This is a genomic window from Streptomyces sp. O3, from assembly GCF_054788135.1.
The window spans coordinates 1-23883 of record NZ_JBTVYK010000035.1 but is presented as its reverse complement, the minus strand read 5'-3'; the positions used below and the strand labels follow the sequence as shown (position 1 = coordinate 23883).

At 72.1% G+C, this 23883-nt stretch carries 24 protein-coding genes; 9 read left to right on the top strand and 15 right to left on the bottom strand.

Annotated elements, in window-relative coordinates; all coding sequences use genetic code 11:
* Nucleotides 1-59 precede the first annotated feature (59 nt).
* Complete coding sequence (locus ACX6XY_RS18720; protein ID WP_460331979.1) at nucleotides 60-1091, bottom strand: ABC transporter substrate-binding protein; 1032 nt, start codon at nucleotides 1089-1091, stop codon at nucleotides 60-62.
* 221 nt (nucleotides 1092-1312) lie between these two features.
* Here ACX6XY_RS18720 and ACX6XY_RS18715 point away from each other — a divergent pair, with 221 nt between their 5' ends.
* Entirely contained in the window at nucleotides 1313-2467 is a 1155-nt protein-coding gene (locus ACX6XY_RS18715; protein WP_460331977.1) for a hypothetical protein, read from the top strand.
* 49 nt (nucleotides 2468-2516) lie between these two features.
* The gene (locus tag ACX6XY_RS18710) at nucleotides 2517-2708 is read left to right on the top strand and encodes a hypothetical protein (RefSeq protein WP_460331975.1); all 192 of its coding nucleotides are present in this window, start codon (nucleotides 2517-2519) and stop codon (nucleotides 2706-2708) included.
* Between the two features lie 142 nt (nucleotides 2709-2850).
* Here the strand turns inward: ACX6XY_RS18710 and ACX6XY_RS18705 are convergent, their stop codons facing one another.
* The 8 genes from ACX6XY_RS18705 to ACX6XY_RS18670 all read right to left on the bottom strand — a co-directional run bounded on the left by ACX6XY_RS18705 (nucleotide 2851) and on the right by ACX6XY_RS18670 (nucleotide 11180).
* Nucleotides 2851-3792: a 3-oxoacyl-ACP reductase gene (locus ACX6XY_RS18705; RefSeq protein WP_460331973.1), complete on the bottom strand. Its 942-nt coding sequence runs from the start codon at nucleotides 3790-3792 to the stop codon at nucleotides 2851-2853.
* A gap of 15 nt (nucleotides 3793-3807) precedes the next feature.
* Nucleotides 3808-4887 carry a Zn-dependent alcohol dehydrogenase gene (locus tag ACX6XY_RS18700; RefSeq protein ID WP_460331971.1) on the bottom strand — a complete coding sequence of 360 codons (1080 nt, stop codon included), beginning with the start codon at nucleotides 4885-4887 and terminating at the stop codon, nucleotides 3808-3810.
* A 64-nt stretch (nucleotides 4888-4951) separates the two neighbouring features.
* Nucleotides 4952-5824, bottom strand: coding sequence for a MaoC/PaaZ C-terminal domain-containing protein (locus ACX6XY_RS18695; protein WP_460331969.1), 873 nt, complete (start codon nucleotides 5822-5824; stop codon nucleotides 4952-4954).
* 190 nt (nucleotides 5825-6014) lie between these two features.
* On the bottom strand, nucleotides 6015-7454 hold the full coding sequence (locus ACX6XY_RS18690) for an MFS transporter (protein WP_460332062.1): 1440 nt from the start codon (nucleotides 7452-7454) through the stop codon (nucleotides 6015-6017).
* A gap of 259 nt (nucleotides 7455-7713) precedes the next feature.
* On the bottom strand, nucleotides 7714-8904 hold the full coding sequence (locus tag ACX6XY_RS18685) for a lipid-transfer protein (protein ID WP_460331967.1): 1191 nt from the start codon (nucleotides 8902-8904) through the stop codon (nucleotides 7714-7716).
* A gap of 73 nt (nucleotides 8905-8977) precedes the next feature.
* Nucleotides 8978-9700, bottom strand: coding sequence for a hypothetical protein (locus ACX6XY_RS18680; protein ID WP_460331965.1), 723 nt, complete (start codon nucleotides 9698-9700; stop codon nucleotides 8978-8980).
* 375 nt (nucleotides 9701-10075) lie between these two features.
* A complete protein-coding gene (locus tag ACX6XY_RS18675) occupies nucleotides 10076-10369 on the bottom strand; it encodes a DUF397 domain-containing protein (protein WP_460331963.1) in 294 nt (97 codons plus the stop codon).
* The gene (locus tag ACX6XY_RS18670; protein WP_460331961.1) at nucleotides 10356-11180 is read right to left on the bottom strand and encodes a helix-turn-helix domain-containing protein; all 825 of its coding nucleotides are present in this window, start codon (nucleotides 11178-11180) and stop codon (nucleotides 10356-10358) included. The genes ACX6XY_RS18675 and ACX6XY_RS18670 overlap by 14 nt, the downstream gene beginning before the upstream one ends.
* Nucleotides 11181-11295: 115 nt before the next feature.
* Here ACX6XY_RS18670 and ACX6XY_RS18665 point away from each other — a divergent pair, with 115 nt between their 5' ends.
* Nucleotides 11296-11526, top strand: coding sequence for a hypothetical protein (locus ACX6XY_RS18665; protein WP_460331959.1), 231 nt, complete (start codon nucleotides 11296-11298; stop codon nucleotides 11524-11526).
* A 49-nt stretch (nucleotides 11527-11575) separates the two neighbouring features.
* On the opposite strand, the gene ACX6XY_RS18660 is transcribed toward ACX6XY_RS18665, so the two are convergent.
* Nucleotides 11576-11725, bottom strand: a complete 150-nt coding sequence (locus ACX6XY_RS18660; protein ID WP_460331957.1) for a hypothetical protein — start codon at nucleotides 11723-11725, stop codon at nucleotides 11576-11578.
* A 196-nt stretch (nucleotides 11726-11921) separates the two neighbouring features.
* On the opposite strand from ACX6XY_RS18660, the gene ACX6XY_RS18655 reads away from it, so the two are divergent.
* The 4 genes from ACX6XY_RS18655 to ACX6XY_RS18640 all read left to right on the top strand — a co-directional run bounded on the left by ACX6XY_RS18655 (nucleotide 11922) and on the right by ACX6XY_RS18640 (nucleotide 16028).
* The gene (locus ACX6XY_RS18655; protein ID WP_460331955.1) at nucleotides 11922-12596 is read left to right on the top strand and encodes a class I SAM-dependent methyltransferase; all 675 of its coding nucleotides are present in this window, start codon (nucleotides 11922-11924) and stop codon (nucleotides 12594-12596) included.
* A 38-nt stretch (nucleotides 12597-12634) separates the two neighbouring features.
* Nucleotides 12635-13711: an N-acetylmuramoyl-L-alanine amidase gene (locus tag ACX6XY_RS18650; protein WP_460331953.1), complete on the top strand. Its 1077-nt coding sequence runs from the start codon at nucleotides 12635-12637 to the stop codon at nucleotides 13709-13711.
* 222 nt (nucleotides 13712-13933) lie between these two features.
* Nucleotides 13934-14845: a hypothetical protein gene (locus ACX6XY_RS18645; protein WP_460331951.1), complete on the top strand. Its 912-nt coding sequence runs from the start codon at nucleotides 13934-13936 to the stop codon at nucleotides 14843-14845.
* 163 nt (nucleotides 14846-15008) lie between these two features.
* A complete protein-coding gene (locus ACX6XY_RS18640; protein ID WP_460331949.1) occupies nucleotides 15009-16028 on the top strand; it encodes an LLM class F420-dependent oxidoreductase in 1020 nt (339 codons plus the stop codon).
* A 53-nt stretch (nucleotides 16029-16081) separates the two neighbouring features.
* Here the strand turns inward: ACX6XY_RS18640 and ACX6XY_RS18635 are convergent, their stop codons facing one another.
* The 3 genes from ACX6XY_RS18635 to ACX6XY_RS18625 all read right to left on the bottom strand — a co-directional run bounded on the left by ACX6XY_RS18635 (nucleotide 16082) and on the right by ACX6XY_RS18625 (nucleotide 19582).
* Nucleotides 16082-17170, bottom strand: coding sequence for a prenyltransferase/squalene oxidase repeat-containing protein (locus ACX6XY_RS18635; RefSeq protein WP_460331947.1), 1089 nt, complete (start codon nucleotides 17168-17170; stop codon nucleotides 16082-16084).
* Nucleotides 17167-17940, bottom strand: a complete 774-nt coding sequence (locus ACX6XY_RS18630; RefSeq protein WP_460331945.1) for a class I SAM-dependent methyltransferase — start codon at nucleotides 17938-17940, stop codon at nucleotides 17167-17169. Before ACX6XY_RS18630 ends, ACX6XY_RS18635 begins: the two co-directional genes overlap by 4 nt.
* A gap of 100 nt (nucleotides 17941-18040) precedes the next feature.
* A complete protein-coding gene (locus ACX6XY_RS18625; RefSeq protein ID WP_460331943.1) occupies nucleotides 18041-19582 on the bottom strand; it encodes a glycosyltransferase family 4 protein in 1542 nt (513 codons plus the stop codon).
* Nucleotides 19583-19840: 258 nt separating this feature from the next.
* Here ACX6XY_RS18625 and ACX6XY_RS18620 point away from each other — a divergent pair, with 258 nt between their 5' ends.
* Nucleotides 19841-20461, top strand: coding sequence for a TetR family transcriptional regulator (locus tag ACX6XY_RS18620; protein WP_460331941.1), 621 nt, complete (start codon nucleotides 19841-19843; stop codon nucleotides 20459-20461).
* 68 nt (nucleotides 20462-20529) lie between these two features.
* Here ACX6XY_RS18620 and ACX6XY_RS18615 read toward each other — a convergent pair whose 3' ends face one another.
* Complete coding sequence (locus tag ACX6XY_RS18615) at nucleotides 20530-20772, bottom strand: ferredoxin (protein WP_460331939.1); 243 nt, start codon at nucleotides 20770-20772, stop codon at nucleotides 20530-20532.
* 21 nt (nucleotides 20773-20793) lie between these two features.
* On the bottom strand, nucleotides 20794-22251 hold the full coding sequence (locus ACX6XY_RS18610) for an aldehyde dehydrogenase (protein ID WP_460331937.1): 1458 nt from the start codon (nucleotides 22249-22251) through the stop codon (nucleotides 20794-20796).
* Nucleotides 22252-22500: 249 nt separating this feature from the next.
* Between ACX6XY_RS18610 and ACX6XY_RS18605 the strand changes: the two genes are divergently transcribed.
* Complete coding sequence (locus ACX6XY_RS18605) at nucleotides 22501-23556, top strand: MBL fold metallo-hydrolase (RefSeq protein WP_460331935.1); 1056 nt, start codon at nucleotides 22501-22503, stop codon at nucleotides 23554-23556.
* The last annotated feature ends 327 nt before the right edge of the window (nucleotides 23557-23883 follow it).

Here is a 23883-nt window from a genome sequence, read left to right as displayed (position 1 = left end):
GTGAGGCACCCGCCCGCCGGGGAGCGGCGTGAATCGCCAGCGCCCGGCGGGCGTGCTGGCTACTTGACGAGGTGGGCGCGGAGGTCGTTCAGGACCGCGTCGGCCGCGGTGACGCCGAGGCCCAGGTACCAGGTCTCGTCCGGGACGTTCACGGCCTGGCCGTTCTTGACCGCGGGGAGCTTCTTCCAGAGCGGGTTGTCCTCGGCGGCGGCGCGGTCGGTCTGCTTGGCGTCGCCGTAGACGCCGGTGAAGATCCAGTCCGCGTCGGCCTCGTCGATCTTCTCCGGGCTGACCTCGGTGGCGAGGTCGTTGGCCCGCTGGTTCTCGGGGCGCGGCACGCCGACGTCGTCGAGGATGACACCGATGAACGAGGCCTTCGCGTACAGCCGGATCATGCCCGGCAGGTAGCGGAGCATCGTGACGGAGGGCTTGTCGTCGCCCAGGTCGTCGCCGAGCTGGGACGCCTTCTTCGCGTACGCGTCGAGTTTCGCCTCGGCCTCCTTGGTGCGGTCCAGGGCGGCGGCGTTGAGGAGGTAGTTCTCCTTCCAGGTGAAGCCCGGACGGATGGAGAACACGGTCGGCGCGATCTTGGAGAGCTTCGGGTAGAGCTTGGCGGCACGCAGCTCGCTGCCGAGGATCAGGTCGGGCTTGAGGTTGTTGATCGCCTCCAGGTTCAGGGAGTTGATCGTGCCGACGCTCTCGGGGTTCCCGGCGTCCTTCTTCAGGTACTCGGGGATGCCGTCGTCGCCCTCGGTGGGCGCGTAGCCGACCGGCTTGACGCCGAGCGAGACGACGTTGTCGAGCTCGCCGACGTCCAGGACGACGACCCGCTTCGGCTGGGCCTTGAGCTCCGTCTCGCCCATGGCGTGCGTGATGGTCCGCGGGAACTCGCCGTCCTTGGCGTCGGTGCCCATCTTCGCCGTCTTCTCGGCGGCCTTGGTGAAGTCGTCGCCGCCCTGGGCGACGGACTTGCTGCCGTTGCCCGCGGACGACTTCCCCGACCCTCCCCCGTCTCCCGAGCAGGCCCCGAGCAGCAGGGCGCCGGCTGCGGCGATGGCGACGGCTGCGGCGCCGCGGCGTCGTATGGACATCAGTGCTCCAGAGGTGACGGACAGAAGAGAGAAGGGGCGGCACTTAGGTGTGCCTTACCTATGGCGCGGCCTACTGTAAGCGCTCGCGGCCCGTCCAGCACAGTCGCCCCCAGCCCCTCAGGCGAACCGGGGCATCGCCACCCTTTGGTGTGAAGCGAGGGGCGCCCGATGCCACGGCAGCGCGTACGAAAACTACCTTCGTCGCCGGAGGTGACCAGTCGATGACGGTCTGTACGACGACGACGGCGGCGGCGACGGCGCAAGCTCGGGCGGAGGCCCAAGCAGAGGCCCAGGCCCAGGCGGTGGCACGGCCCCAGGCGGAGTTCGCGATCACCGCCGACGGCTCCTACGCCGCCCGGCTCGCGCGTACGCGGGCCACCGGAGACGCCTGGCGGGCCGAGCGCTGGACCCTGGACGGCCCCGAGCCGTACGCGGTGCCGCTCCCCCTCGACCAGCCCGAGGAGCCCGGCACCGGCGTGCTGCCGATGGCCGACGGGCAGGTGCTCGTGCAGCGCTCGGTGGACGGGCGGCAGATGTTCTCGCTGCTGTACCCGACCGGCCCCGGAACCGGCGAGCGACCGCTCGGCGCCGTGGAGTGCGCGTCGCTGCGCCTGCTGCCGCCGTCACCCTGCGGCAAGCGTGCCTACGCGCTGGCCGTAGGGGAGCACACCAGCGCCGTATGGCTGGTGGCGGGCGGCTCCTTCGGCCCCGAGCTGGCCGCGCTGGTGCCGGGGCGCTGCTCGGGCGGCGTCTGGCTGGACCGTACGGGGCGGATGCTCGCCCTGGACCGCGAGGCCGGCGGACGGACGAAGGCGGTCGCCGTCGACCTGGAGCGCGGCGGCGAGGTGTCACCGCTGCTCCAGATCTCCGACGGCAGCGACGACCGGCTGCTGCTCGCCGATCCGGGCAGCGGGCTGATCCTGGTCCGCTCCGACGCGCCGGGGCACGACCGGCTCGGCTGGGGGGTGCTCGGCAGCACCCTCCCGGTGCGCTTCCCGGACGCGCTGCGGATCGCGGACTGCGCGCTGACGCCGTTCGCCGTCCAGCCCGGACAGCTGCTGACCCCGGAGCAGTGCGCGGTGGCGCTGCGCGTGGACGGCGCGGCGGGCACCTGGGTCGCCCTGTGGCGGCCGGGACGGCGCCAGCCGCAGCACCTCGCGGCGCCGGAGGGCTGGCTGGCCGGAAACGGCCGGTGGACGGCCGACGGGACGCTCCGACTCCCCTGCTCCACACCGGCCGTGCCGTGCGCCGTCGTCCGCCTCGCCCCGCCGCCCGACGAGGCGGACGAACCTGCCCCCGAACCACCGAAAGCGGCAGCTCAGCGTCCGATTCCCCTCCAGCAGGCCCCGCTCACCGGGAAGGTGACAGCCGGTTAGAATCACCCGGCTGTTGTACGACGATCTTCCTTACGGGGTGACCTTCCCGATGACCGAGAGCGGAACCGGCCAGGCCGAGCCGGACGCACCGAACACGCCCGCCGCCGGGCACGGCAAGCACCGCGGCCCCGCCGCCGCCCAGGAGGCCCCGACCGCCGCCGCGGGCGGTCGCCACCGCCGCCCGTCGGACGAGTCGGCGGCGTCGGCGGAGTCCGCCGACGCCGGTGCGCGGGTGGCCTGAGCGCACATTCCCGGACGGCCTGAAACACCCACGCCCTCAGACGTCCGGGCACCGCACACCGGGACAGCCGGACGCGGCACGGCTGGGGCACCCGCACCGGATGCCCCAGCCCGCCCCTCCCACACGCGGTCCCCCCGCGCGGTCAGCCGTGCTTCAGCCCCAGCACCTCCGCCGCCGCGAACGTCTCATCCGACGGGCGGTCCGCGTAGTACGGGGTGATCAGCTCGTCCAGCTCGGCGTGGCTGAACACGCTCTTGGCGGTGTCGAACTTCGCCGCCACCCTGGGGCGTTCCACGATCGCGACCATGCCGCCATGCACCACCATCAGCTGCCCGTTGACCCGCCCGGCGGCGGGTGAGGCCAGATAGCCGACCAGCGGCGCGACATGCTCGGGCGCGAGCGGGTCGAGCGCGTCGCCGGCCGGCTCCTGGAAACCCTGGAAGACGTCTTCGGTCATCCGGGTCCTGGCCCGCGGACAGATCGCGTTGGCGGTCACCCCGTACTTGCCAAGCGCCAGCGCGGTCGAGGTCGTCAGACCCACGATGCCGCCCTTGGCCGCCGCGTAGTTGGGCTGCCCGGCGGAGCCCGCGAGGAACGCCTCGGACGAGGTGTTCACGATCCGGCCGTACACCGGGCCGCCCGCGGCCTTGCTGCGGGCGCGCCAGTGCGCCGACGCGAAGCGGGTGGTGTTGAAGTGGCCCTTGAGATGGACCCGGATCACCGAGTCCCACTCGTCCTCGCTCATCGAGAAGACCATCCGGTCGCGGAGGATGCCCGCGTTGTTGACCAGGATGTCGAGCGTGCCGTAGCTGTCGACCGCCAAGTCGACCAGTTCGCGGGCCTGTTCGTGGTCGGCGACATCGCCCTGGTGGGCGACGGCCCGCCCGCCCGCGGCCCGGATCTCGGCCGCGACCTCCTCGGCGGGCCCTCCGGACGCCTCGCCGGAGCCGTCCCGGCCCGGTTGCCCGTAGTCGTTGACGACGACGCTCGCGCCGAGCCGGGCCAGCTCCAGCGCCTCAGCGCGGCCGAGGCCCCGGCCCGCGCCGGTGACGATCGCGGAAAGGCCCTCCAACGGCTGTGACATCACCCGACGCCCCTCTCAGCTGATCTCGATGCAGGTACGGAGCGCGCCGCCCGTCCGCATCTGGTCGAGTGCCTCGTTGATCTCGCCGAGCTGTACGCGGTGCGTGATCAGGCCCGCCAGGTCGATCCGGCCCGCCCGCCACAGGGCGATGGCCCGCTCGTACGAGGTGAGCACGTCCCCGCCGCCGTACAGCGAGGGCAGGACCCGCTTCTCGTCGAAGAACAGCTCGAACATGTTGAGCTGGAGGAAGTCGTCCATCGCGCCCGCGCCGACCACGCACAGGGTGCCGCCGCGCCGGGTCGCCTCGTACGCGGTCCTGGCGGTGGCGGACTTGCCGACCACCTCGAAGACGTAGTCGAAGCCCTCGCCCGCGGTGATCCGCTGCTTGGCGTCGTCGAGTCCGTCCGGCGCGACGGCCTCGGTCGCGCCGAACCCGAGCGCCGCCTCGCGCCGGGACTCCACCGGGTCCACGGCCACGATCCGGGCCGCGCCCTTGAGCCTGGCCCCCTGGATCGCGGAGATCCCGACGCCCCCGCAGCCGATCACGGCCACCGACGAACCGGCCGCGACGTCGGCGGTGTTGACGGCCGCGCCGAGCCCGGTGGTCACCCCGCAGCCGATCAGCGCGGCGATGTCGAACGGCACGTCGTCTGGAATCGGCACCGCGCACCCCTCCGCGACCACGACCTCGTCGGTGAAGGTGCCGGTGCCCGCGAAGCCGAACACCTCGCCGCCGGGACGCCGGAAGTTGGGCGTGCCCGCGTTCATGAACCCGGCCAGGCACAGCTGGGACTGGCCGCGCCGGCAGGCGGGGCAGCCGCCGCACGGCGGCAGCCAGCACACCAGCACCCGGTCGCCGGGCTTGACACGGGTCACGCCGTCGCCGACGTCGAGCACCTCGCCCGCGCCCTCGTGTCCGGGGACGAAGGGCGCGGGCTGCGGCAGGACGCCGCTCATCGCGGAGAGGTCCGAGTGGCACAGTCCGGTGGCCCGGACACGGATCCGGACCTTGCCGGGGCCGAATCCCACCGCCTCGACGTCATCGAGCACTTCGAGCTTGTCCTGTCCGATCTCGTGCAGTACGGCTGCGCGCACGGTACGGCTCCCCTCACGGGTGTTCGGCCTGGAGCTGTCAGGAGGTCGAGCGGGTTGAGCAGGCTCAGGAATGCGTGACGAGCGTGTCGGCCAGAACGGGCGCGTCATCCCGCTCGGCGGCCGTGACCGACACCTGGATCCGCCCGCCGCCTTGCCCGTCGCCGTCCTGCCGCCACATCCGCGCCCGCAGCGTCTCGCCGGGGTAGACCACCCCGGCGAAGCGGGTCGAGTAGCCGCGTACGCGCGCGACATCGCCGTCGAGCGCCGCGTCGACCACGGCCTTCAGGGTCATGCCGTACGAGCACAGGCCGTGCAGGATCGGCCGGTCGAACCCGGCGAGCTTCGCGAACTCCGGGTCGGCGTGCAGCGGGTTCCAGTCCCCGGACAGGCGATAGAGCAGCGCCTGCTCCTCCCGGATGGGCCGGTGCGCCTCGATGTCCGGTGCGCGGTCCGGGAGTTCGGCCCGCACGGACGGGCCGCGCTCGCCCCCGAAGCCGCCTTCGCCGCGTACGAAGATCTGGGTGTCACAGGTCCACAGCGGGCCGTCGTCGTCCGCCGTGTCGGAGCGCATCACGATCACCGCGGCCTTGCCCTTGTCGTACACGGCGGGGATCGTCGAAGTCTGTACGGCCTTGCCCGCGGCCGGGATCGGCCGGTGCAGGGTGACCGACTGGCCGCCGTGCAGCACATGGGCGAGGTTCACGTCGATGCCGGGCGCGGCGAGCCCTCCGGCCACCGCCATGCCCCCGCCCGCGACCGTGGCGAAGCTGGGCAGCACGTGCAGCCGGGACTCCAGCGTGTAGCGCAGCTCGTCCGGGTCGGTGGCGGGCACGCCCGCGCCGAGGCCCAGGTGGTAGAGCTGGACGTCCTTGTGGTCCCAGGCGATGTCGGTGCTGCGGGGTTCGGAGGCGACGGCCTTGGCAGCGTCAATGGGCATGAGAACGCGGCTCCTTGAGCTACTGAGTACATAAGACCTCGGTGCGGCCGTCCGCACCGTCGGTCGCACCGAGGTCGCATCGGGACCGGCCTCACTGACGCTCCGGACGTTCTAGAACGCGTTCTACGCCGGTGATCCCATGTATAACGCAGCCCCCACCACTTGTGAAGCCTCCTGACGCAATGTCAGATCACAACGAAGGCCCCGCCGCCGCTCGCCGCTCGGGACGCGGCAGCCACACCAGCGTGAGCAGCGCCCCGAACAGCAGGATCCCCGCACTCGTCCGGAACGCCATGGCGTACCCGGAGGTCAGCGCGTCGGCCGTGTCCAGGCCGCCGGTCACCGTCGCCGCGACCGTGGACAGCACCGCCACGCCGAGCGCGCCGCCCATCGTGCGGGAGGTGTTGATCAGCCCGGAGACCAGTCCCGCGTCGGCCGGGTCGGCGCCCGATGTGGCGAGCGAGGCCAGCGGCGTCGCGGCGAGACCCGCGCCCAGCATCATCACGACACCCGGCAACATGATCGAGGTGACGTAAGCACCGTCCACCGTCAGCGTCGACTGCCATCCGAATCCCACCGCCGACACCACCATGCCGAGCAGCGAGACGTTCTTGGCGCCGAGCCTGGGCATCAGCCGCGGGGCGAGCTTGGAGCCCACGATCACGGTCAGCGAGGACGGGACGAGCGCGAGACCGGCCTCCAGCGGCGTGTAGCCGAGCACGTTCTGCGCGTAGAAGGTCATGAACATCCACATGACGAACATCGCGCCGCCGCAGACGAACATGGCGACGTTGGCCGCCGAGACGGACCGCACCCGGAACAGCTTCAGCGGCATCAACGGCACCCGCGTACGCGCCTCGACCAGCAGGAACGCCCCGAGCAGGGCCAGCCCGGCGGCCAGCGGCAGCAGCGTCGCGGACGCGGTCCAGCCCGCGGACTCGGTCTGCACGATCCCGTACGCCAAGGTAGCGAGTCCGCCGGTGGCCAACAGCGCGCCCGGCAGGTCGAGCCGACTGCCGCCCACCCGGCTCTCGCTGATCCACAGCCCGGCCGCGAGCAGCACCAGCGCGCCGATCGGCACGTTGATCAGCAGCACCCAGCGCCAGGACAGCAGATCGGTGAGCACCCCGCCGACCAGCCCTCCGGCCGCGCCGCCGCCCGCGCCGACGGCGGTCCAGGTCCCTATCGCGCGCACCCGCGCGGGCCCTTCGGGCACCGCCGACGTGAGGATCGTCAGCGTCGACGGGGCGAGCACCGCCGCGCCGAGACCCTGCACCGCCCGCGCCGCCAGCAGCTGCCACTCGACCTGCGCCAGCCCGCCCGCCAGCGAGGCGGCGGTGAACAGCCCGAGCCCGAGCAGGAACATCCGCTTGCGCCCGAAGAGGTCACCGGCCCGCCCGCCGAGCAGCATGAACCCGGCGAAGGCGATCGCATAGGCGTTGACCACCCACTGCAGCCCGATCGCGCTCATCCCCAGGTCGGCCCGCATCGACGGCAGCGCGGTATTGACCACCGACACATCGAGCACGACCAAAAACTGCCCGGCGCAGGCCGCCAGCACCACCGCCCACATCGGCGCGGTCTTCTTGACGGAGGCAGGCTGGCGAGTGTCAGACGGGGCATGGACCATGACCGCCATGCTCTCAGCCGACGCATGGCCGACACATCGGGGTTTCGCCGCACCAGCCGTACGCCGCTGGACCTAGGCCCTGTCTTCAAACTCCCGTCTGCCTCGCGACGCCATGCACGCACTCTCGCCGCACCGGGCGCAGACCCAAGTACGTCCAGTACGAGGGCCCGCACCCGGCACGCCGAGAGCACGCACCTGACGCCGCGAGGCCGCCCTCCGGGCGACGACGGGAGTTTGAAGGCAGGACCTAGGCCCTCCGTCACGACCTGCGCAGCAACGTCACCACCGCCGCCCCGCCCAGCCCGATGTTGTGCGCGAGCCCCACCCGAGCCCCGGCCACCTGCCGCTGACCGGCCGTGCCGCGCAGCTGCCAGGTCAGCTCGGCGGCCTGGGCGAGGCCGGTCGCGCCGAGCGGGTGCCCCTTGGAGATCAGTCCGCCGGACGGATTGACGACCCACCGACCGCCGTACGTCGTCGCCCCGGACTCCACGAGCTTGCCGGACTCGCCGTCCGCGCACAGGCCCAGCGCCTCGTACGTCAGCAGCTCGTTGACCGAGAAGCAGTCATGCAGCTCGATGACATCGACATCCTCGACGCCGAGCCCGGCCACCTCGTACGCCCGCGCGGCCGCGGCCCTCGACATCGGCTTGCCGACGACATCGATACACGACCCGGAGTCGAACGAGTCCGCCGTATCCGTAGTCATCGCCTGCGCCACGATCTCCACGGCGCGCCCGGCCAGCCCGTGCCGCGCCACGAACCGCTCCGACGCCACCAGCACCGCGGCCGAGCCGTCCGACGTCGGCGAGCACTGGAGCTTGGTGAGCGGCCGGTGCACGGTCTTCGCCGCGAGCACCTCATCGACCCCGTACACGTCCCGGAACTGGGCGTACGGATTGTGCGCCGAGTGCCGGTGGTTCTTGGCCGCGACGGCCGCGAGCTGCGCCTCGGTGGTGCCGTACAGCTCCATGTGCTCGCGGGCCGCGTCGCCGAAGATCTGCGCGGTGGGCGGGGTCATCTCGAACCCGTGCCGGGCGGCCATGATCCCGTAGTGCCGCGCGACGGGCGAGGCCGCGAAGTCCCCGCCGTCCGCCCCGCCTCCCAGGGCCCCGCGCGCCATCTTCTCGAACCCCAGCGCCAGCACACAGTCGCTCAGCCCGCCCTCGACGAACTGCCGGGCCATCATCAACGCGGTAGCGCCAGTAGCGCAGTTGTTGCTCACGTTGTACACGGGCACTCCGCTCAGCCCGAGTTCGTACACCGCGCGCTGCCCGGCCGTCGAGGGCTGAAAGCAGTACCCGACAGCCACCTGGTCCACCAGCCCGTACGAGACCTCGGCATCCTCCAGGGCCTTGGTCCCGGCCTCCCTCGCCATGTCCCAGTACTGCCAGTCGCGCGACTCGGGCTTCTCGAACCTCGTCATCCCGACCCCGACGATATAGCTCTTCACGTCCCGCTCCCTCGCTCGCTCGCGCTTGCCGAAGGCGGGACAGACTAGAACACGTTCCATTAGGGCGGAAGGTTCAGACGCCGGGAGAACGAGGACGATCCTCGCGGCCACGCGCCCAGCGCCAACACCAGTAGCCAGCCCCAAGTAGCGCCGCCCCCACCAGCGCGAAGGGACCCATCAGCCACACATCCATCTCCGTCACCAGCTGGATGAACCCGACCAGCGCCCAGTCCACCGCCAACGCGCCGGTCACCCACGCGGCGACCACTGCAGACCGCGGCGCGTTGGGCACGAAGCTCTCCGGCCGCGCCAGCCCCCACCCCCCGGCGATGAGCGCGAGCGCCCCACCGAGCACCAGAAAACCGCCCCACATCATGACGCCCAGGGGCTTACCGACAGGGTTCGCCTTTGTCGCGTCGGCCACCCCGTCGACGGACACGCGTACGACGTCGCCCCGCCACACGGTCCCCTCGACCCGGCCCCCCTCCGACAGCCGATCGAACACGGGGTCACGGTCCGAGAAGGTCACCCGCTGCCCCCACCCGGTGGAGTCGACCAGCTTCGCGTAGTAGCGAGTCGACTTACCCGAGGGCTCGGTCCCGGCGGAATCGACCGTGAACGCGTCCACCCACAGGCAGTCCCGCCGCTCCCCGCTCCCCGCCCCGACGCCCAGCACATCCCACAAGGACCGGTCACACGGCGCGGCGGCGAGGAACGCCCGTTCCCGCGCCACCGCTTCCGACGCCTCCGAGCCGAGCTTCCCCAGCCCGAACAACAGCATGACGAGTCCCGCCACCAGGATCACGGGAGCCGCACGCCGAAACCGCCGGATCTCCCGCCACCGCCGCTTCCGCTCGCCGCTCGCCCACTCCCTCTCCCACTCCTCCCCCCGGTCCGCCGTCCACTGCGACGCCGGAGGCGCTGGAGCCGTGTACTCCCGACGCCGGTCACGCCGCTGCCGCTCCCGTCGCCTGCGCCGAGCAGCCTGCCCCATCCCGCACCCCCTCCCCACAGGTCTCAGCCGAACACCGAGATCCGATCGTCCAGATCCGGTTCCTGAGATCCACGAGAAGACCGTACGGTTGCGCTCAGGGAAGCCACAGGCCCATAACCCTCCAGGACCCAGCCCCCCACCCTGCCGGAACCCGGCAACCAACTACCGCCCGTGCACCTACGACGCCGCCACGGAGGCAACGAAGGCCGTCCAGGCGGCCGGACCGAAGACGAGGGCGGGGCCGTGCGGGTTCTTGCTGTCACGGACGGGGACACAGGCGGGGCAGATGTCGTTCACTTCGAGGCAGTCGCCGCTCTCGCCGCCGCTGTACGTGGACTTGCGCCAGGCCGCCGTGACGTAGGCGTCGCTGACCTCCAGGCAGTCACCGCTACTGCCGCCGCTGTAGCTGGACTTGCGCCACATCGGTACGACCGAGGCGTCCGGGATGCTCACGTACTCACTGCTGCGCATGCTCGTATTCCTTCGCGATGGACCTGATCAGTGCCAGGGACTCGCGGTGCGCCAGCGCGTCCCCCAAGGCGTGATCGTATGCCGCCTGGCACCCCCGCACCACGGACGGGACTTCCAGCACCCGTCCGGTCTTCAGACCTTCCACGTACGCGACCGGCGGAAGGTCCTCGAACCACATGAGCGTGACGAAGCCCTCCAGCAGTGCGTGGAAGCCCGCGGAGAAGGGAAGCACATGCACCCGGATACGGTGGCTCGCGCCCAGCTCCTCGATGTGCCGGAGCTGCTCGCACATGACCTCCGGGCCGCCGATCGGACGCCGCAGTACCGCTTCGTCGAGCAGCACCCAGAACACCGGTGAGTGGAAGTCGTCGAGGATGCGGGCGCGTTCGAGCCGGGTGACGAGCAGCTTGTCACGCTCGTCGGCGGACTTGGACGGGAAGCCGGAGCCCAGCACCTCACGGGCGTACGCCGGAGTCTGCAGCACGCCCGGCACCAGCTTGGGGCCGTACTCCCGGATCACCGTCGCCTGCCGCTCCAACTCCAACGCCTCAGCGAAGTGTTCGGCGACCCGCCCCTCCCCCAGCGACGGCAGGAAGTTCTCGAAGAACCCATCCGCTCCCAGAACTTGGTCCAGCCTGCGCGCGTCCTCCACGTCCGGCCTGCGGCGGCCCGCCTCGATGTGGGCGATGTGCGTACGCGACATGATCGCGCGCTGACTCAACTCCTCCTGGGTGAGCCCGGCCGCCTCGCGGCGTCGCTTGAGCTCCTGGCCGTACCGTTCGCGGGCCTGGGGGGTGTCTTCGATCGCCACGCCGATCAACTCCAGGGAGTGCAGCAGCCGTTGTCACACGCAAACCACTGTCGAGCGTAACCGCCACCGCCCCACTCTGTGACGAGAACGGCACACAGAGCGAGAGGAGCAGGGCATGACGGTGGAGTGGTCACCCGGCGAAGGGTGCTTTGTCGCCCACACGGGCACCGACGTCTACGGCCCCGGCAAAGTGCTCGGCGCGGACGGGGAGCTGCGGCGCGTGCGGTTCACGCATTTCGTCGCCACGGTCCACGCGGGCGACCTGCGCGCGGCTTCCCCCGAGGAGCAGGAAGAGGTGGAGGCCTGGCTACGGCAGAAGGCCGCGCGGTACGGCGGCGACTGGTGAGCGGGCAGCGCGCGGGAGCGCCGCGTGGGCTCGGCGCGACGATCACGCTTCAGGTGTCGCGCGACGGCGGCCGCACCTGGGAGCCGGAGCGGACGTACACGCCCGGCCACTCGGCGGCTCCGCTCGAAGTGCCGCCCCGCTTTCCGCCCTGTGCCTGCCCGAAGTGCACCGAGAGGCGCACGACGACGTGAGGGGACACGGCGGGGGTGCGAGCGGAGCGCCGACTGTGTCCACCGCCGCACGCCGTATCCCACCACGGGGTTCCCAGTCGGCGTGAGCACGTACCCCCGGCGGGGCCCCGCCCCACGACGAGACAGCGCGCCCCACGGACAGGTGGCACCATGGAGCGGCCGCCCAGCCCGCACCCCGTACGCCACGCCCTGGAGGAACCTCGAATGACCGCCGCGACCGCGCCGACGCCAACGCCGACGCCGACGCCCAAGCCGGAGATACTCGCCGCCTTCGAGGCGGCCAAGGGGTTCATGCCCACCGGCGAAGGGCTCGCGCTGTACGCGGCCGCCGTAGCGGCGGGGCGGCTCGGGCTGCCCCTGCTGGAGATCGGAACGTACTGCGGGCGGTCCACGATCCTGCTGGCCGACGCCGCCCGGCAGGCGGGCACGACCGCCGTCACCGTCGACCACCACCGTGGCAGCGAGGAGCAGCAGCCCGGCTGGGAGTACCACGACCCGACGGTCGTCGACCCGGAGGTGGGGCAGATGGACACCCTCCCCGCCTTCCGGCGCACGCTGTACCAAGCGGGCCTTGAGGACCACGTGATCGCCATCGTCGGGCGGTCCCCGCAGGCGGCCAGGGTGTGGGGCGGACCGCTCGGGCTGGTGTTCATCGACGGCGGGCATACGGACGAGCACGCGACGGGCGACTACGAGGGGTGGGCCCCGCACGTCGCCGAAGGCGGGCTCCTCGTCATCCATGACGTCTTCCCGGACCCGGCGGACGGCGGCCAGGCCCCGTACCGCGTGTACCGCAGGGCGCTGGAGTCCGGCGCGTTCACGGAGACCTCCGTCACGGGCTCGCTGCGCGTCCTGCGGCGTACGGGTGCGGGCATCTGAGCACGCCGCCCACGCGCGAACGCCGATAGCATCGCCGCGTGTCGTACGACGATCCGGATAACCCGTCCCCCGCTCACTCGCCGGAGCCGCGCCGCCCCTTCGGCTTCCGCCGACGCGGCGCGCTGGTCGTGGCCACCGCGCTGGTGCCCGTAAGCCTCGGCGGGTGGCTGCTGTGGCAGGGCGTGAGCGGCGCGGCGTCGGATGACGGCCAGGCGGCGGACGGCAGGGCGTCGTCGTCCAGCCCCACGCCCGGTCCGGCGTCCAGCGACGCGTCAAGCTCGGGCCCGGAGCCCTCAGACGGCAAGGCCGACTCCACGGGCGACTCCACGGCCGACTCCAAGGCCGACTCCACCGCGAAGCCCGAGCCCTCCGAACCCGGCACCACCGCCTCGCCCTCACCCACGAGCTCCACCGACCCCACCGACCCCACCGACCTCACCGGCCCCCTCACCGGCAAGACCGTCGTCATCGACCCCGGCCACAATCCGGGCAACTTCAAGCACACCACCCAGATCGCCCGCCTCGTGGACGTCGGCACGCACCGCAAGGCGTGCGACACCACCGGCACCGCCACCAACGACGGTTACCCCGAGGCGAAGTTCACTCTCGACCTGGCCCACCGGCTCCGCACGCTGCTCGAAGAGCAGGGCGCGACCGTCAAGCTCACCCAGGACGCCGACCGCCCCTACGGCCCCTGCATCGACGAGCGCGCCCGAATCGGCAACGACGCCAAGGCCGACGCCGCCGTCTCCCTGCACGCCGACGGCTCGGGCGCGGGCAACCGCGGGTTCCACGTGATCCTGCCGGGCAAGGTCACCTCCGGCGACGCGGACACCACCGCGATCGTCGGCCCGTCCCGCGAGCTCGGCGAACGCATCGCGGGCGGCTTCGTACGCCGCACCGGCAGCGCACCCGCGAACTACATCGGCGGCGGCACCGGACTCGACGTACGCAAGGACCTCGGCGGGCTCAATCTGTCAAAGGTTCCCAAGGTGTTCATCGAGTGTGGCAACATGCGCGACGCCGAAGACGCCGCCCAACTCACCAATGGAGCCTGGCGGCAGAAGGCCGCCCGTGGGATCGCGGAGGGCATCACAGGCTTCCTCGACGGGTAGATCAGGAGCGGCCGGACACAGCCGCCCCACAGACAGCAACGCCGAGGCAGCACAAGGGGGACAGCACGGGGGAAGCATCCTCACGACCTTTATACGGAGCAGACACCCCGGCCGAACGGGCGATACTGTCGCCCGTACCATAGGGGGCCACCCCCGCGCTTCGCACCATGCGTACCGGCGACAGCGACGCCTACCGACTCGACGATTTACGAAGGACCTGAAGTGAATTTCCGCGCTCTCACTCGAGGCGACGCAGTGGTGATCGGAGCAGCGGTGTTGCTGTTCATCGCCTCGTTCCTCGACACGTTCGACGGCTCGGGCAGCGACGTCCCGACCGCCTGGTCCAACGGCAACCTGCTGGTCAGCGTCTACCTGCTCGGCATCATCGGCGCCGCGCTGATCGCCGTCGGCCGCGCACTGCAGCCCGCGCGCAAGGTCGTGGGGCTCGACCTCGGCCAGGTGGGCATCACCCTGACCTTCGGCTCCGCGCTCAGCGCGCTCTTCGCGATCATGGACACGGACCAGTCCTTCGGCTTCATGTTCGAGCAGCTCGGCCGCCTGGGCGGCGGCACCGGCGGCAGCACCTCCCCGGACGCCGGCGCCGGACTGATCGTGGGTCTGATCGCGGCCCTGGTCCTCGCGGGCGCCGCGATCGCGACGTCGCTGGTGCCGGCCCTGAGCGCCCCGCTGATGGGCGCCGCGCCCGCCCCGATGACGGGCGGCCAGCAGCCGTACGGCGGCCAGCCCGGCATGCCGCAGCAGGGCGGCGGCTACGGCTACCCCGGCGCTCAGCAGCCGTCGTACGGCGGCCAGCCCCAGCCCGGCCAGCCGCAGCCTTCGTACGGCGGCCAGCCGCAGCCGGGCCAGCCCGCCCAGCCGCAGGCCCAGCAGGCCCCGGAGCCCGCGCAGCAGGCGGCGGCCCAGCAGCCCGCCGGTGACTTCGCCCCGTTCTGGTTCGCGGTGCCGGTGGCCCGCCCGCTGTACCCGGAGGACGGCTCGCCGACGCCGATCGCCGAACTGGCGCCCGGCACCTGGTACCTGGCCGTGGAGCAGCGCGGCCCCGGCCTGGTGGCCCAGACGCAGGACGGCCGTCGCGGCGTCCTGCAGGACACCACGGGCATCCAGCGCGGCTGACACCGGCTGACACCGCACAGCCCGCCACAGTCCGCCGCAGCTCGCCAACGGCCTCCGTCCACCGGGACGGAGGCCGTTGCCTTGTCCGCACCCGCCCCGTACAGTCTGCCCACTCAGGCAACCTGACGACCCATCAGGAAAGCTCGCGACAGCGGGAGGGCACATGCGGCTCGGCCTCGCACTCGGCTACTGGGGCCGCGGCCCGGACCCCGACCACGTACGGCTGGCCCAGGAGGCCGAGCGGCTCGGCTATGACTCGGTGTGGACCGCCGAGGCCTGGGGCTCCGACGCGTTCACCCCGCTGACCTGGATCGCGGCGCACACCTCACGGATCAGGCTGGGCACCGCCGTCGCCCAGATGGCGGCCCGTACGCCCACCGCCACCGCGATGCACGCGCTGACCCTGGACCATCTCTCCGGCGGGCGGATGACGCTCGGCCTCGGTCTCTCCGGGCCGCAGGTGGTGGAGGGCTGGTACGGGCGGCCGTTCCCGCGCAGCCCGCTGACCGCGACGCGCGAGTACGTGGACGTGATCCGGCAGGTGTTCCGCCGCGAGGGCCCGGTCACGCTGGACGGCCGCTTCCACCCGCTCCCCTACGACGGCCCCGACGGCACCCGCCTCGGCAAGCCGCTCAAGCCGATCACCCACCCGCTGCGCCCCGGCCTGCCCGTCCTGCTCGGCGCGGAGGGCCCCAGGAACATCGCGCAGACGACCCGGATCGCGGACGGCTGGCTGCCGCTGTACTGGTCGCCGACCCGCACAGACGCGTACGAGACCGCGCTGACCGACCTCCCGACCGGCTTCACGGTCGCACCGCTGGTACGGGCGAAGGTCTGCGACGACGTCGCCGAAGGGCTGCTCCCGGTCAAGGCGATGCTCGGCTTCTACATCGGCGGCATGGGGCACGCCACGAAGAACTTCCACGCTGGTCTGATGGCCCGGATGGGCTTCGCCGACGAGGCCGAGCACATCCAGCGGCTGTTCGCGCAGGGGCGCAGGGAGGAGGCGGTACTGGCGGTCCCGGACGCGTTCGCGGACGAGATCTCACTCGTCGGCCCGCGCGAACGCGTCCGGGACCGGCTGGAGTTGTGGCGCGAGGGCGGCCTGGTCACGGATCTCCTGCTGGTGGCCCCGGACCCGCACACCCTGCGCGTGCTGGCGGACCTGAACACCACCGGGTGACGTCACCGGCGTAGACGCACGGCACGAAAAGCACGCGGCCAGGGCCAGCAGTCTCAGCGACAGCAGTCCGGCGTCAGCCCCCGCGGCAGCCGCTCCCCGTCGAACACCGCGCAGGTCGCCTCATGGCCGCCGAGCGCGGCCACCGCGAGGAGCACGGCCCCCGCCGTCCAGGCGGTCCGCTCGACCGGCCAGACGGCCTGGTCCTCGTAGACGTACCCCGTCCAGTACAGGCCGGAGTCCTCGTCTCTCAGGTGCCCGATCGACTGGAGGATCTCCACGGCCCGGTCGGACTCCCCCATCGCCCACAGGGTCAGGGCGAGTTCGGCGCTCTCGCCGCCGGTGACCCAGGGGTTGGGCACGACGCAGCGGACGCCGAAGCCGGGGACGACGAAGCGGTCCCAGCCCTCCTCGATACGGGCCTTGGCCTCGGGTCCGGTGACCGCGCCGCCCAGGACCGGGTAGTACCAGTCCATGGAGTAGCGGTTCTTGTCGAGGAACCGCTCGGGGTGGCGGGCCAGCGCGTGGCCGAGCGCGCCGAGCGCCAACTCCCAGTCGGGCTGCGGCTCTTCGCGCTGCTCGGCGATGGCCAGGGCACAGCGCAGGGCCTGGTGGATGGAGGAGCTGCCGGTGAGCAGGGCGTCGGTGACGGGCGCCCCGACACCTTCGCCGCTCTCGGGGGCCTCGCGTTTCCAGCCGATCTGGCCGCCGGGCTGCTGGAGGGCGAGGACGCACTCGACGGCCGCCCGCACATGCGGCCACATGCGGTCCAGGAAGGCGTCGTCGCCGGTGGCCAGATAGTGGTGCCAGACGCCGACGGCGATGTACGCGCAGAAGTTGGACTCGACGCTCCGGTCGGTGGGGCGTTCGGCGTCGCCGTCGTCGTAGGCGGCGTACCAGGAGCCGTCCGGGTTCTGATGGCGGGCCAGCCAGTCGTACGCGCGGGCCGCGGCCGCGTGCTCCCCGGCCGCGTCCAGGGCCATGGCCGCCTCGGTGTGGTCCCAGGGGTCGAGGTGGTGGCCGCGGAACCAGGGAATCGCGCCGTCCTCGCGCTGCCCGGCGCGGATGGCCGCCACGGTCCGGGCGGCCTGCTCGGCGGTGAGGACGCCGGGCAGGGCCAGGTGTTCCGTCCGGGGCGTGGTCACTGGGCGGCCGCCGCGAGGTCGGCGTCGTCGGCGCGGTCCGCGTCGACGTCGGCGGGCAGGTGGGGCTTGGTCGCGTACGCCACGAAGCTCTTGCCGATCAGCGGGTTCAGGGCCCGCTCCGCGACCTTGGTGGCCAGGGGCTTCTTCATGATGTCCCAGACCAGCAGCTTGTGGTACGCGCGGACCGGCAGCGCCTTGTCGTTGTCGACGCCGAACGCGCACTTGAGCCACCAGTACGGCGAGTGCAGCGCGTGCGCGTGGTGGGTGCCGTACGGCTTGAGGCCCGCCTCGCGCATCTTGCCGAGCAGCTCATCGGCCTTGTAGATGCGGATATGGCCGCCCTCGACCTCGTGGTACGCGTCGCTGAGCGCCCAGCAGACCTTCTCGGGGCCGTGCCGGGGGACGGTGACCGCGATCCGGCCGCCGGGCCTGAGCACCCGCACCATCTCGGCGAGTACGCCCTTGTCGTCGGGAATGTGCTCCATCACCTCGGAGATGATCACGACGTCGAAGGACGCGTCGGGGAAGGGCAGCGCGAGCGCGTCGCCCTCCATCGCGGTGGCGGTGGCCCCGGCCGGGGCCTCGCCCGCCTCCTTCATCGCGGCGAACCACTTGGCGACCTCGCGGATCTCCTCCGCGTTCTGGTCCAGGGCCACCACGCGCGCCCCGCGCCGGTAGCACTCGAACGCGTGCCGCCCGGCGCCGCAGCCCAGGTCCAGTACGCGGTCGCCCGCGGCGAGCGGGAAGCGGGAAAAGTCGACGGTCAGCACGAGTGCCTGCCTTCTCGGTGGAGTCCGGCGGTGGGGGTGGCGGCCGCGGGGCGGCGGAAACGGCGGGGTGCGCCAGGGGTACGGGGAAGCCGACGGCGCCTCATCGGGGAGCACCGTCAGCCGAACGAGCGGCGGCGTCCACACCACCGGCGTCCACACCACCGGCGGCCACCGCGCCAGCGGCACGGGCGACCGTGGCGTCGCCCGCGGTCGCGGCGTCGCCCGCGGGCACGGCGTCGCCCGCGGGCACGGACGTACGCGCCGCAGCCGGAGACGTACCAGCCCCAGCCGCAGCCGCAGCCGCCCCAGCCGCCGCAGCCGCAGGCGTACCCGCTCGCGTCGCCGCGTCCGCGATGGCCTCGCGGTAGCGCTCGGCCGTGCCCTGGGCGGCGCGGGCCCAGGTGAAGCGGGCGAGCACCCGCTCACGCCCGGCCGCGCCGAGCCGGGCGCGCAGCTCGGGGTCGCCGAGCAGCCGGTTGAGCCCGGCCGCGAGCGCGCCCGCGTCGCCCGGCGGCACCGCGAGGCAGGTCTCGCCGTCCGGCCCCGCGACCTCCGGGATGGCGCCCCCGGTGGTGGCGAGCAGCGGCGTACCGGTGGCCATCGCCTCGGCCGCGGGCAGCGAGAACCCCTCGTACAGCGACGGCACACAGGCGACCTGAGCCCCGCGCACCAGGTCGACGAGCTCGGCGTCGGTGACGCCCTTGACGAACTCGACGGCGCCCTCCAGGCCGTACCGCTCGATGGCCCCGGCGACCGGCCCGTCCTCGGCGCGCTTGCCGACGACGACGAGATGCGCGGCCGGGTTCTCGGTGCGCACCTTGGCGAGCGCCTCGACCAGGTGGATCAGGCCCTTGAGCGGCACATCGGCGCTGGAGGTCGTCACGATCCGGCCGGGCACCTCGGGCACCGACGGATCGGGCGAGAAAAGACCGGTGTCGGCGCCGATGTGCACGACGTGCACCCGGTCGTCGCGTACGCCGAGGCAGTCCACGATCTCCTGGCGGGACGAGCCGGAGACGGTGAGCACCGACGGCAGCCGACGGGCGACCCGTTTCTGCATCCGGGTGAACCCGTACCAGCGGCGCACCGACGCGCGCCCCTGCCAGTTCGCGGCCGCGTCCAGCTCAAGCTGCCGGTCCACGGTGATCGGGTGGTGGATGGTGGTCACCAGGGGCGCGCCGAGCCGCCGCGGGCCGCCGAGCAGCCCGTACCCCAGCGTCTGGTTGTCGTGTACGACGTCGAACTCGCCGCGGCGCGCGGCCAGGTGGCGGCGGGCCCGCAGCGAGAAGGTCAGCGGCTCGGGGAAGCCGCCGGTGCGCATGGTGGCGAACTCCAGCGCGTCGACCCAGCCGCGGAACTCGGACCGCTTCGGAGTGCGGAAGGGGTCGGGGCTGCGGTACAGGTCGAGGCTGGGCAGCTCGGTGAGCGGCACGCCCTCGTCGAGCACGGGATAGGGCTGCGCGCCGATCACCTCGACGTGGTGGCCGAGCCGCGCGAGCTCCCTCGACAGATGGCGTACGTACACGCCCTGACCCCCGCAGAACGGGTTCCCCTTGTACGTGAGGAGCGCGATGCGCAGCGGCCGCTCCGCGCCGCCCGACGCGGCCGCACGGGGCCCCTTGTCCATGGCCTCAGCGGTCACTCACGGCCCCCTTCTCCCTGCGGTTCCCGCGAGGTTACGCCGGGACGGTAATCTAGAACAAGTTTCAGACTTGATCGTTCAAGGAGCTCTGAATTTACCGGCAGGTAAGCCGACTGGGGGACCCGGAGCAGGTGATTCGCGCCACGACCCCGCGCCCTGCCATGCTCGACGCCCCGCACTGGGCACCACACTGGGCACCGCATTGAGCACCGCATTGAGCACCACTCGCAGCACCACTCACACCGTGGAACGGGACACATGACTACGGAAGCGAAGGAATCCGGCGCCGCATCCCCACCGCTGACCGAGCGGCAGGAGGCCCGTCGGCGGCGCATCCTGCACGCCAGCGCCCAGCTGGCCAGCAAGGGCGGCTTCGACGCCGTGCAGATGCGCGAGGTCGCGGAGTCCTCCAACGTCGCGCTCGGCACGCTGTACCGGTACTTCCCGTCCAAGGTCCACCTGCTGGTCGCCACCATGCAGGACCAGCTCCAGCACCTGCACGGAGCGCTCCGCAAGCACCCACCGGCCGGGGACTCCGCGGCCGACCGGGTCGCCGAGACCCTGATGCGGGCCTTCCGCGCACTGCAGCGCGAGCCGCATCTGGCGGACGCGATGGTACGGGCGCTGACCTTCGCCGACCGGTCGGTGAGCCCGGAGGTGGACACCGTGTCCCGGCTCACCACGGCGATCATCCTGGACGCGATGGAGCTGGAGAACCCGACTCCGCAGCAGCTCTCGGCGGTACGGGTGATCGAGCACACCTGGCACTCGGCGCTGATCACCTGGCTGTCGGGGCGGGCCTCGATCGCCCAGGTGAAGATCGACATCGAGACGGTCTGCCGCCTGATCGACGCGACGTCACCGGACAGCCGCCCCTAAAGGACGACGCCGGGCCAGACGACGACACCAGCCCAGGCACCCGCCCCTCCCCTTACGCCCCCGGATCCCTACCCCGCGGGCTCCTCGGGCGGAAACACCGACTCCCCGCTTCCCACCAGCGCGATCGTGATCGCCTCGACCGGGCACGCCTCGGCCGCGCCCAGCACCTCCTCATCGGCGTCCGTCACGTCGGCGACGGGATGCGACTGCCGCGCGGTGTCCAGCCGGAAGCCCCCCGGTGCGAGGCTCGCGCACATACCGGACCCGATGCACACCCCCCGGTCGACGTCCACCTGCCAACGATCCCCCATCACCCACACACCCCTCATCCCTCATCCTTCATAGCCGCCGGGCAGATGGATCATCTTGTGCTCGTGGTATTCCCCGTACCCCTCGGGCCCGAACTCCCTCCCGATCCCGGAGTTCTTGTAGCCGCCGAACGGCCCGAGCATGTCCAGGCTGAAGGTGTTCACGCTGTACGTCCCGGTCCTGACCCGCCGCGCGACCTCGATGCCGCGCTCGACGTCGGCGGTCCAGACGCTCCCGCTCAGCCCGTAGTCCGAGTCGTTGGCGATCTTCACCGCGTCCGCCTCGTCGCCGTACGGAAGCAGACAGATGACCGGCCCGAAGATCTCCTCACGGGCGATCCGCATCGAGTTGTCCACGCCGCCGAAGAGCGTCGGCTCGACGTACCAGCCCTGATCGAGCCCGGCCGGACGGCCGCCGCCGGTGAGGATCTTGGCGCCCTCCTCCTGGCCGATCCGGATGTAGTCGAGGGAGCGCCGCTGCTGGCGCCGGGCGACCAGCGGCCCCACCTCGGTGGCCGGGTCGAGCGGATCGCCGACCCTGAGCGCGCCCGCGGCGGCCGCGAAGGCCTCGGCGAACTCCTCGTACCGCCCGCGCGGCACGAGGATGCGGGTCTGGGCTACACAGGCCTGCCCGTTGATCATCCAGGCGAAGGGCACGATCCCGGCGACCGCGGTGGCCGCGTCGGCGTCCGGCAGGATGATCGCGGCGGACTTGCCGCCCAGTTCCAGGGTGACGCGGGTCAGGTTGCGCGAGCAGACCTCCATGACGCGCTTGCCCGCCCCCACCGAGCCGGTGAACGACACCTTGTCCACGCCCGGATGCCCGACCAGGTACTCACTGACCTCCCGATCGGCGGGGATGACCGAGAGCACCCCTTCGGGAAGCCCGGCCTCAGCGGCGATCCCGGCCAGCAGATAGGCGTCCAGCGGGGTCTCGGGCGAGACCTTCAGGATCACCGGGCAGCCCGCGAGCAGGGCGGGGGCCAGCTTCGCGGCGGCGGTGAACTGCGGGACGTTCCACGGCACGACGGCGGCCACCACCCCGACCGGCTCGCGCCGGACCAGGATCCGGCCGAGCACGCCGTCGCGCCGCTGCTCGTACGGGAAGTCCCGCGCGGTGGTGAGGGCGGCGTCCCAGACCATCATCGAGGCGAGCGACTGGACCATCACGCTCGACGTGTACGGGGTGCCGTTCTCGGAGCTGATGACGCGGGCGATCTCCTCGTGCCGGGCCGCGAACGCGTCCTTGATCCGGGTCACCACGGCCGCGCGCTCCGCGAGCGGCAGCCGCGGCCAGGGGCCCTCGTCGAAGGCCTTGCGCGCGTGGGCGACGGCCCGGTCCACATCGGCGGGCGCGGCGTGCGGCACACGGCCGATGACCCGCTCGGTGTGCGGCGAGACCACCTCGATGACATCCGTCCCGAGAGGGTCGACCAACTCCCCGCCGATGAACAACTTTCCGTGTTCCACAAGCTCGGTCATGGCCAACCGCCTCCCGAGAAGCAACTCCTGACATGATGTCAGCTACCCAGAACTGAACTGATACCAGTTCTACTTGAAGGAGTCCACGGCACGAACACGGTCCGTCGCCAGACGCGCGTGCAGCTCGACGTCATACCGGACGCCGCCACACTCCAGACGATCACGCACCCCACCAGCCTGCCACCAACACCCCGCGGAAACCGTAGACTTAAGCGACTATTGAAACCAGTTCTACTTAAGGGCGGGCCTATGAGCTCCAAGACGCGGACGCAGGTGACCGAGCACGGCGGGGGCGTATGGAGCATCAAGGTCCCCATCCCGAACAACCCCCTCGGCCACACCCTCGTCCACCTGCTCGACACCGACCGCGGCCCGGTGCTGATCGACACCGGCTGGGACGACCCGACGGCCTACGACACCCTCGCCTCGGGGCTCGCCGCCTGCGGTACCGCGATCACCGACGTACACGGCGTGGTGATCACCCACCACCACCCCGACCACCACGGCCTGTCCGGCAAGGTGCGCGAGGCGTCGGGCGCGTGGATCGCGATGCACCCCGCCGACGCGCACGTCGTACGCCGCACCCGCGAGCAGCCGCCGGAGCGCTGGCTCGACTACCTCGCCGACAGACTCACCGCCGCCGGGGCCCCCGACACCCACCTGGCCCCCCTCCTCGCCGCCCGCGAGTCCGGCACGGCGCGCGCCCTGCCCGGCCTGGACGCCGCGCTGCCCGACCGGGACATCACCCCCGGCGACCTGCTCGACCTGCCGGGCCGCCGCCTGCGTGCCGTCTGGACCCCCGGACACACGCCAGGACACGTCTGCCTGCACCTCGAAGAGGCGCACCCGTCCGGCGAGCCGGGCCACGGCCGACTGTTCTCGGGCGATCATCTGCTCCCCGGAATCACCCCGCACATCGGCCTCTACGAGGACCCCGACGACGCCACGGTCACCGATCCACTCGGCGACTACCTGGACTCCCTGGAACGGGTCGGCCGCCTCGGGGTGGCCGAGGTGCTCCCGGCCCACCAGTACGCCTTCACCGACGCGCCCGGCCGGGTGCGGGAGCTGCTGGCTCACCACGATGAGCGGCTCCGCGGACTGCGCGCCCTGCTCGCCACCCCGCTCACGCCCTGGCAGCTCGCCGAGCGCATGGAATGGAACCGCCCCTGGGAGGAGATCCCGTACGGCTCACGCAACATCGCCGTATCCGAGGCGGAAGCGCACCTCCGCCGCCTGGTGAAACTGGGCCACGCGGAAGCGGTGCCAGGAGGCACGCCGACGTCGTACCGCGCCGTGGGCTAGGCCCTCCCCCGGCGCCCAGGGGGCGGGGGCGTCCCGCGTCACGGGGAGGGGGACGCCCTGCGGCCCTGTCAGGACGGTTACCGGGGTCGGTGAGTTGTGCCCACCCTCCCCCACTCTCGGCTTCGCTCGAGCGGGAGGCGCCCCCTCGCCCTGCGGAACGTATGCCCACAACAGTCAGACGCGGACCGCGCACCCCCACCCGCCCGCAGGCGCACGAGGGATCCCACCCACCCGCCCGGAGCCGCTCACGGACGTGAGGGGGTGGGGTGGGGGGTGCGAGCGGAGCGGGGACTGTGAACTGGGCAGCACGCGGTTCGCAGCTTCCGG

Bases quoted from the DNA above. Each gene is read 5' to 3' on its own strand.
- ACX6XY_RS18690 (WP_460332062.1), bottom strand. From the start codon at position 7,454: ATGGTCCATGCCCCGTCTGACACTCGCCAGCCTGCCTCCGTCAAGAAG.
- ACX6XY_RS18640 (WP_460331949.1), top strand. From the start codon at position 15,009: ATGCGGCTCGGCCTCGCACTCGGCTACTGGGGCCGCGGCCCGGACCCC.
- ACX6XY_RS18720 (WP_460331979.1), bottom strand. From the start codon at position 1,091: ATGTCCATACGACGCCGCGGCGCCGCAGCCGTCGCCATCGCCGCAGCC.
- ACX6XY_RS18715 (WP_460331977.1), top strand. From the start codon at position 1,313: ATGACGGTCTGTACGACGACGACGGCGGCGGCGACGGCGCAAGCTCGG.
- ACX6XY_RS18695 (WP_460331969.1), bottom strand. From the start codon at position 5,824: ATGCCCATTGACGCTGCCAAGGCCGTCGCCTCCGAACCCCGCAGCACC.
- ACX6XY_RS18615 (WP_460331939.1), bottom strand. From the start codon at position 20,772: ATGGGGGATCGTTGGCAGGTGGACGTCGACCGGGGGGTGTGCATCGGG.
- ACX6XY_RS18675 (WP_460331963.1), bottom strand. From the start codon at position 10,369: ATGCGCAGCAGTGAGTACGTGAGCATCCCGGACGCCTCGGTCGTACCG.
- ACX6XY_RS18605 (WP_460331935.1), top strand. From the start codon at position 22,501: ATGAGCTCCAAGACGCGGACGCAGGTGACCGAGCACGGCGGGGGCGTA.
- ACX6XY_RS18620 (WP_460331941.1), top strand. From the start codon at position 19,841: ATGACTACGGAAGCGAAGGAATCCGGCGCCGCATCCCCACCGCTGACC.
- ACX6XY_RS18710 (WP_460331975.1), top strand. From the start codon at position 2,517: ATGACCGAGAGCGGAACCGGCCAGGCCGAGCCGGACGCACCGAACACG.
- ACX6XY_RS18705 (WP_460331973.1), bottom strand. From the start codon at position 3,792: ATGTCACAGCCGTTGGAGGGCCTTTCCGCGATCGTCACCGGCGCGGGC.
- ACX6XY_RS18665 (WP_460331959.1), top strand. From the start codon at position 11,296: ATGACGGTGGAGTGGTCACCCGGCGAAGGGTGCTTTGTCGCCCACACG.
- ACX6XY_RS18655 (WP_460331955.1), top strand. From the start codon at position 11,922: ATGACCGCCGCGACCGCGCCGACGCCAACGCCGACGCCGACGCCCAAG.
- ACX6XY_RS18610 (WP_460331937.1), bottom strand. From the start codon at position 22,251: ATGACCGAGCTTGTGGAACACGGAAAGTTGTTCATCGGCGGGGAGTTG.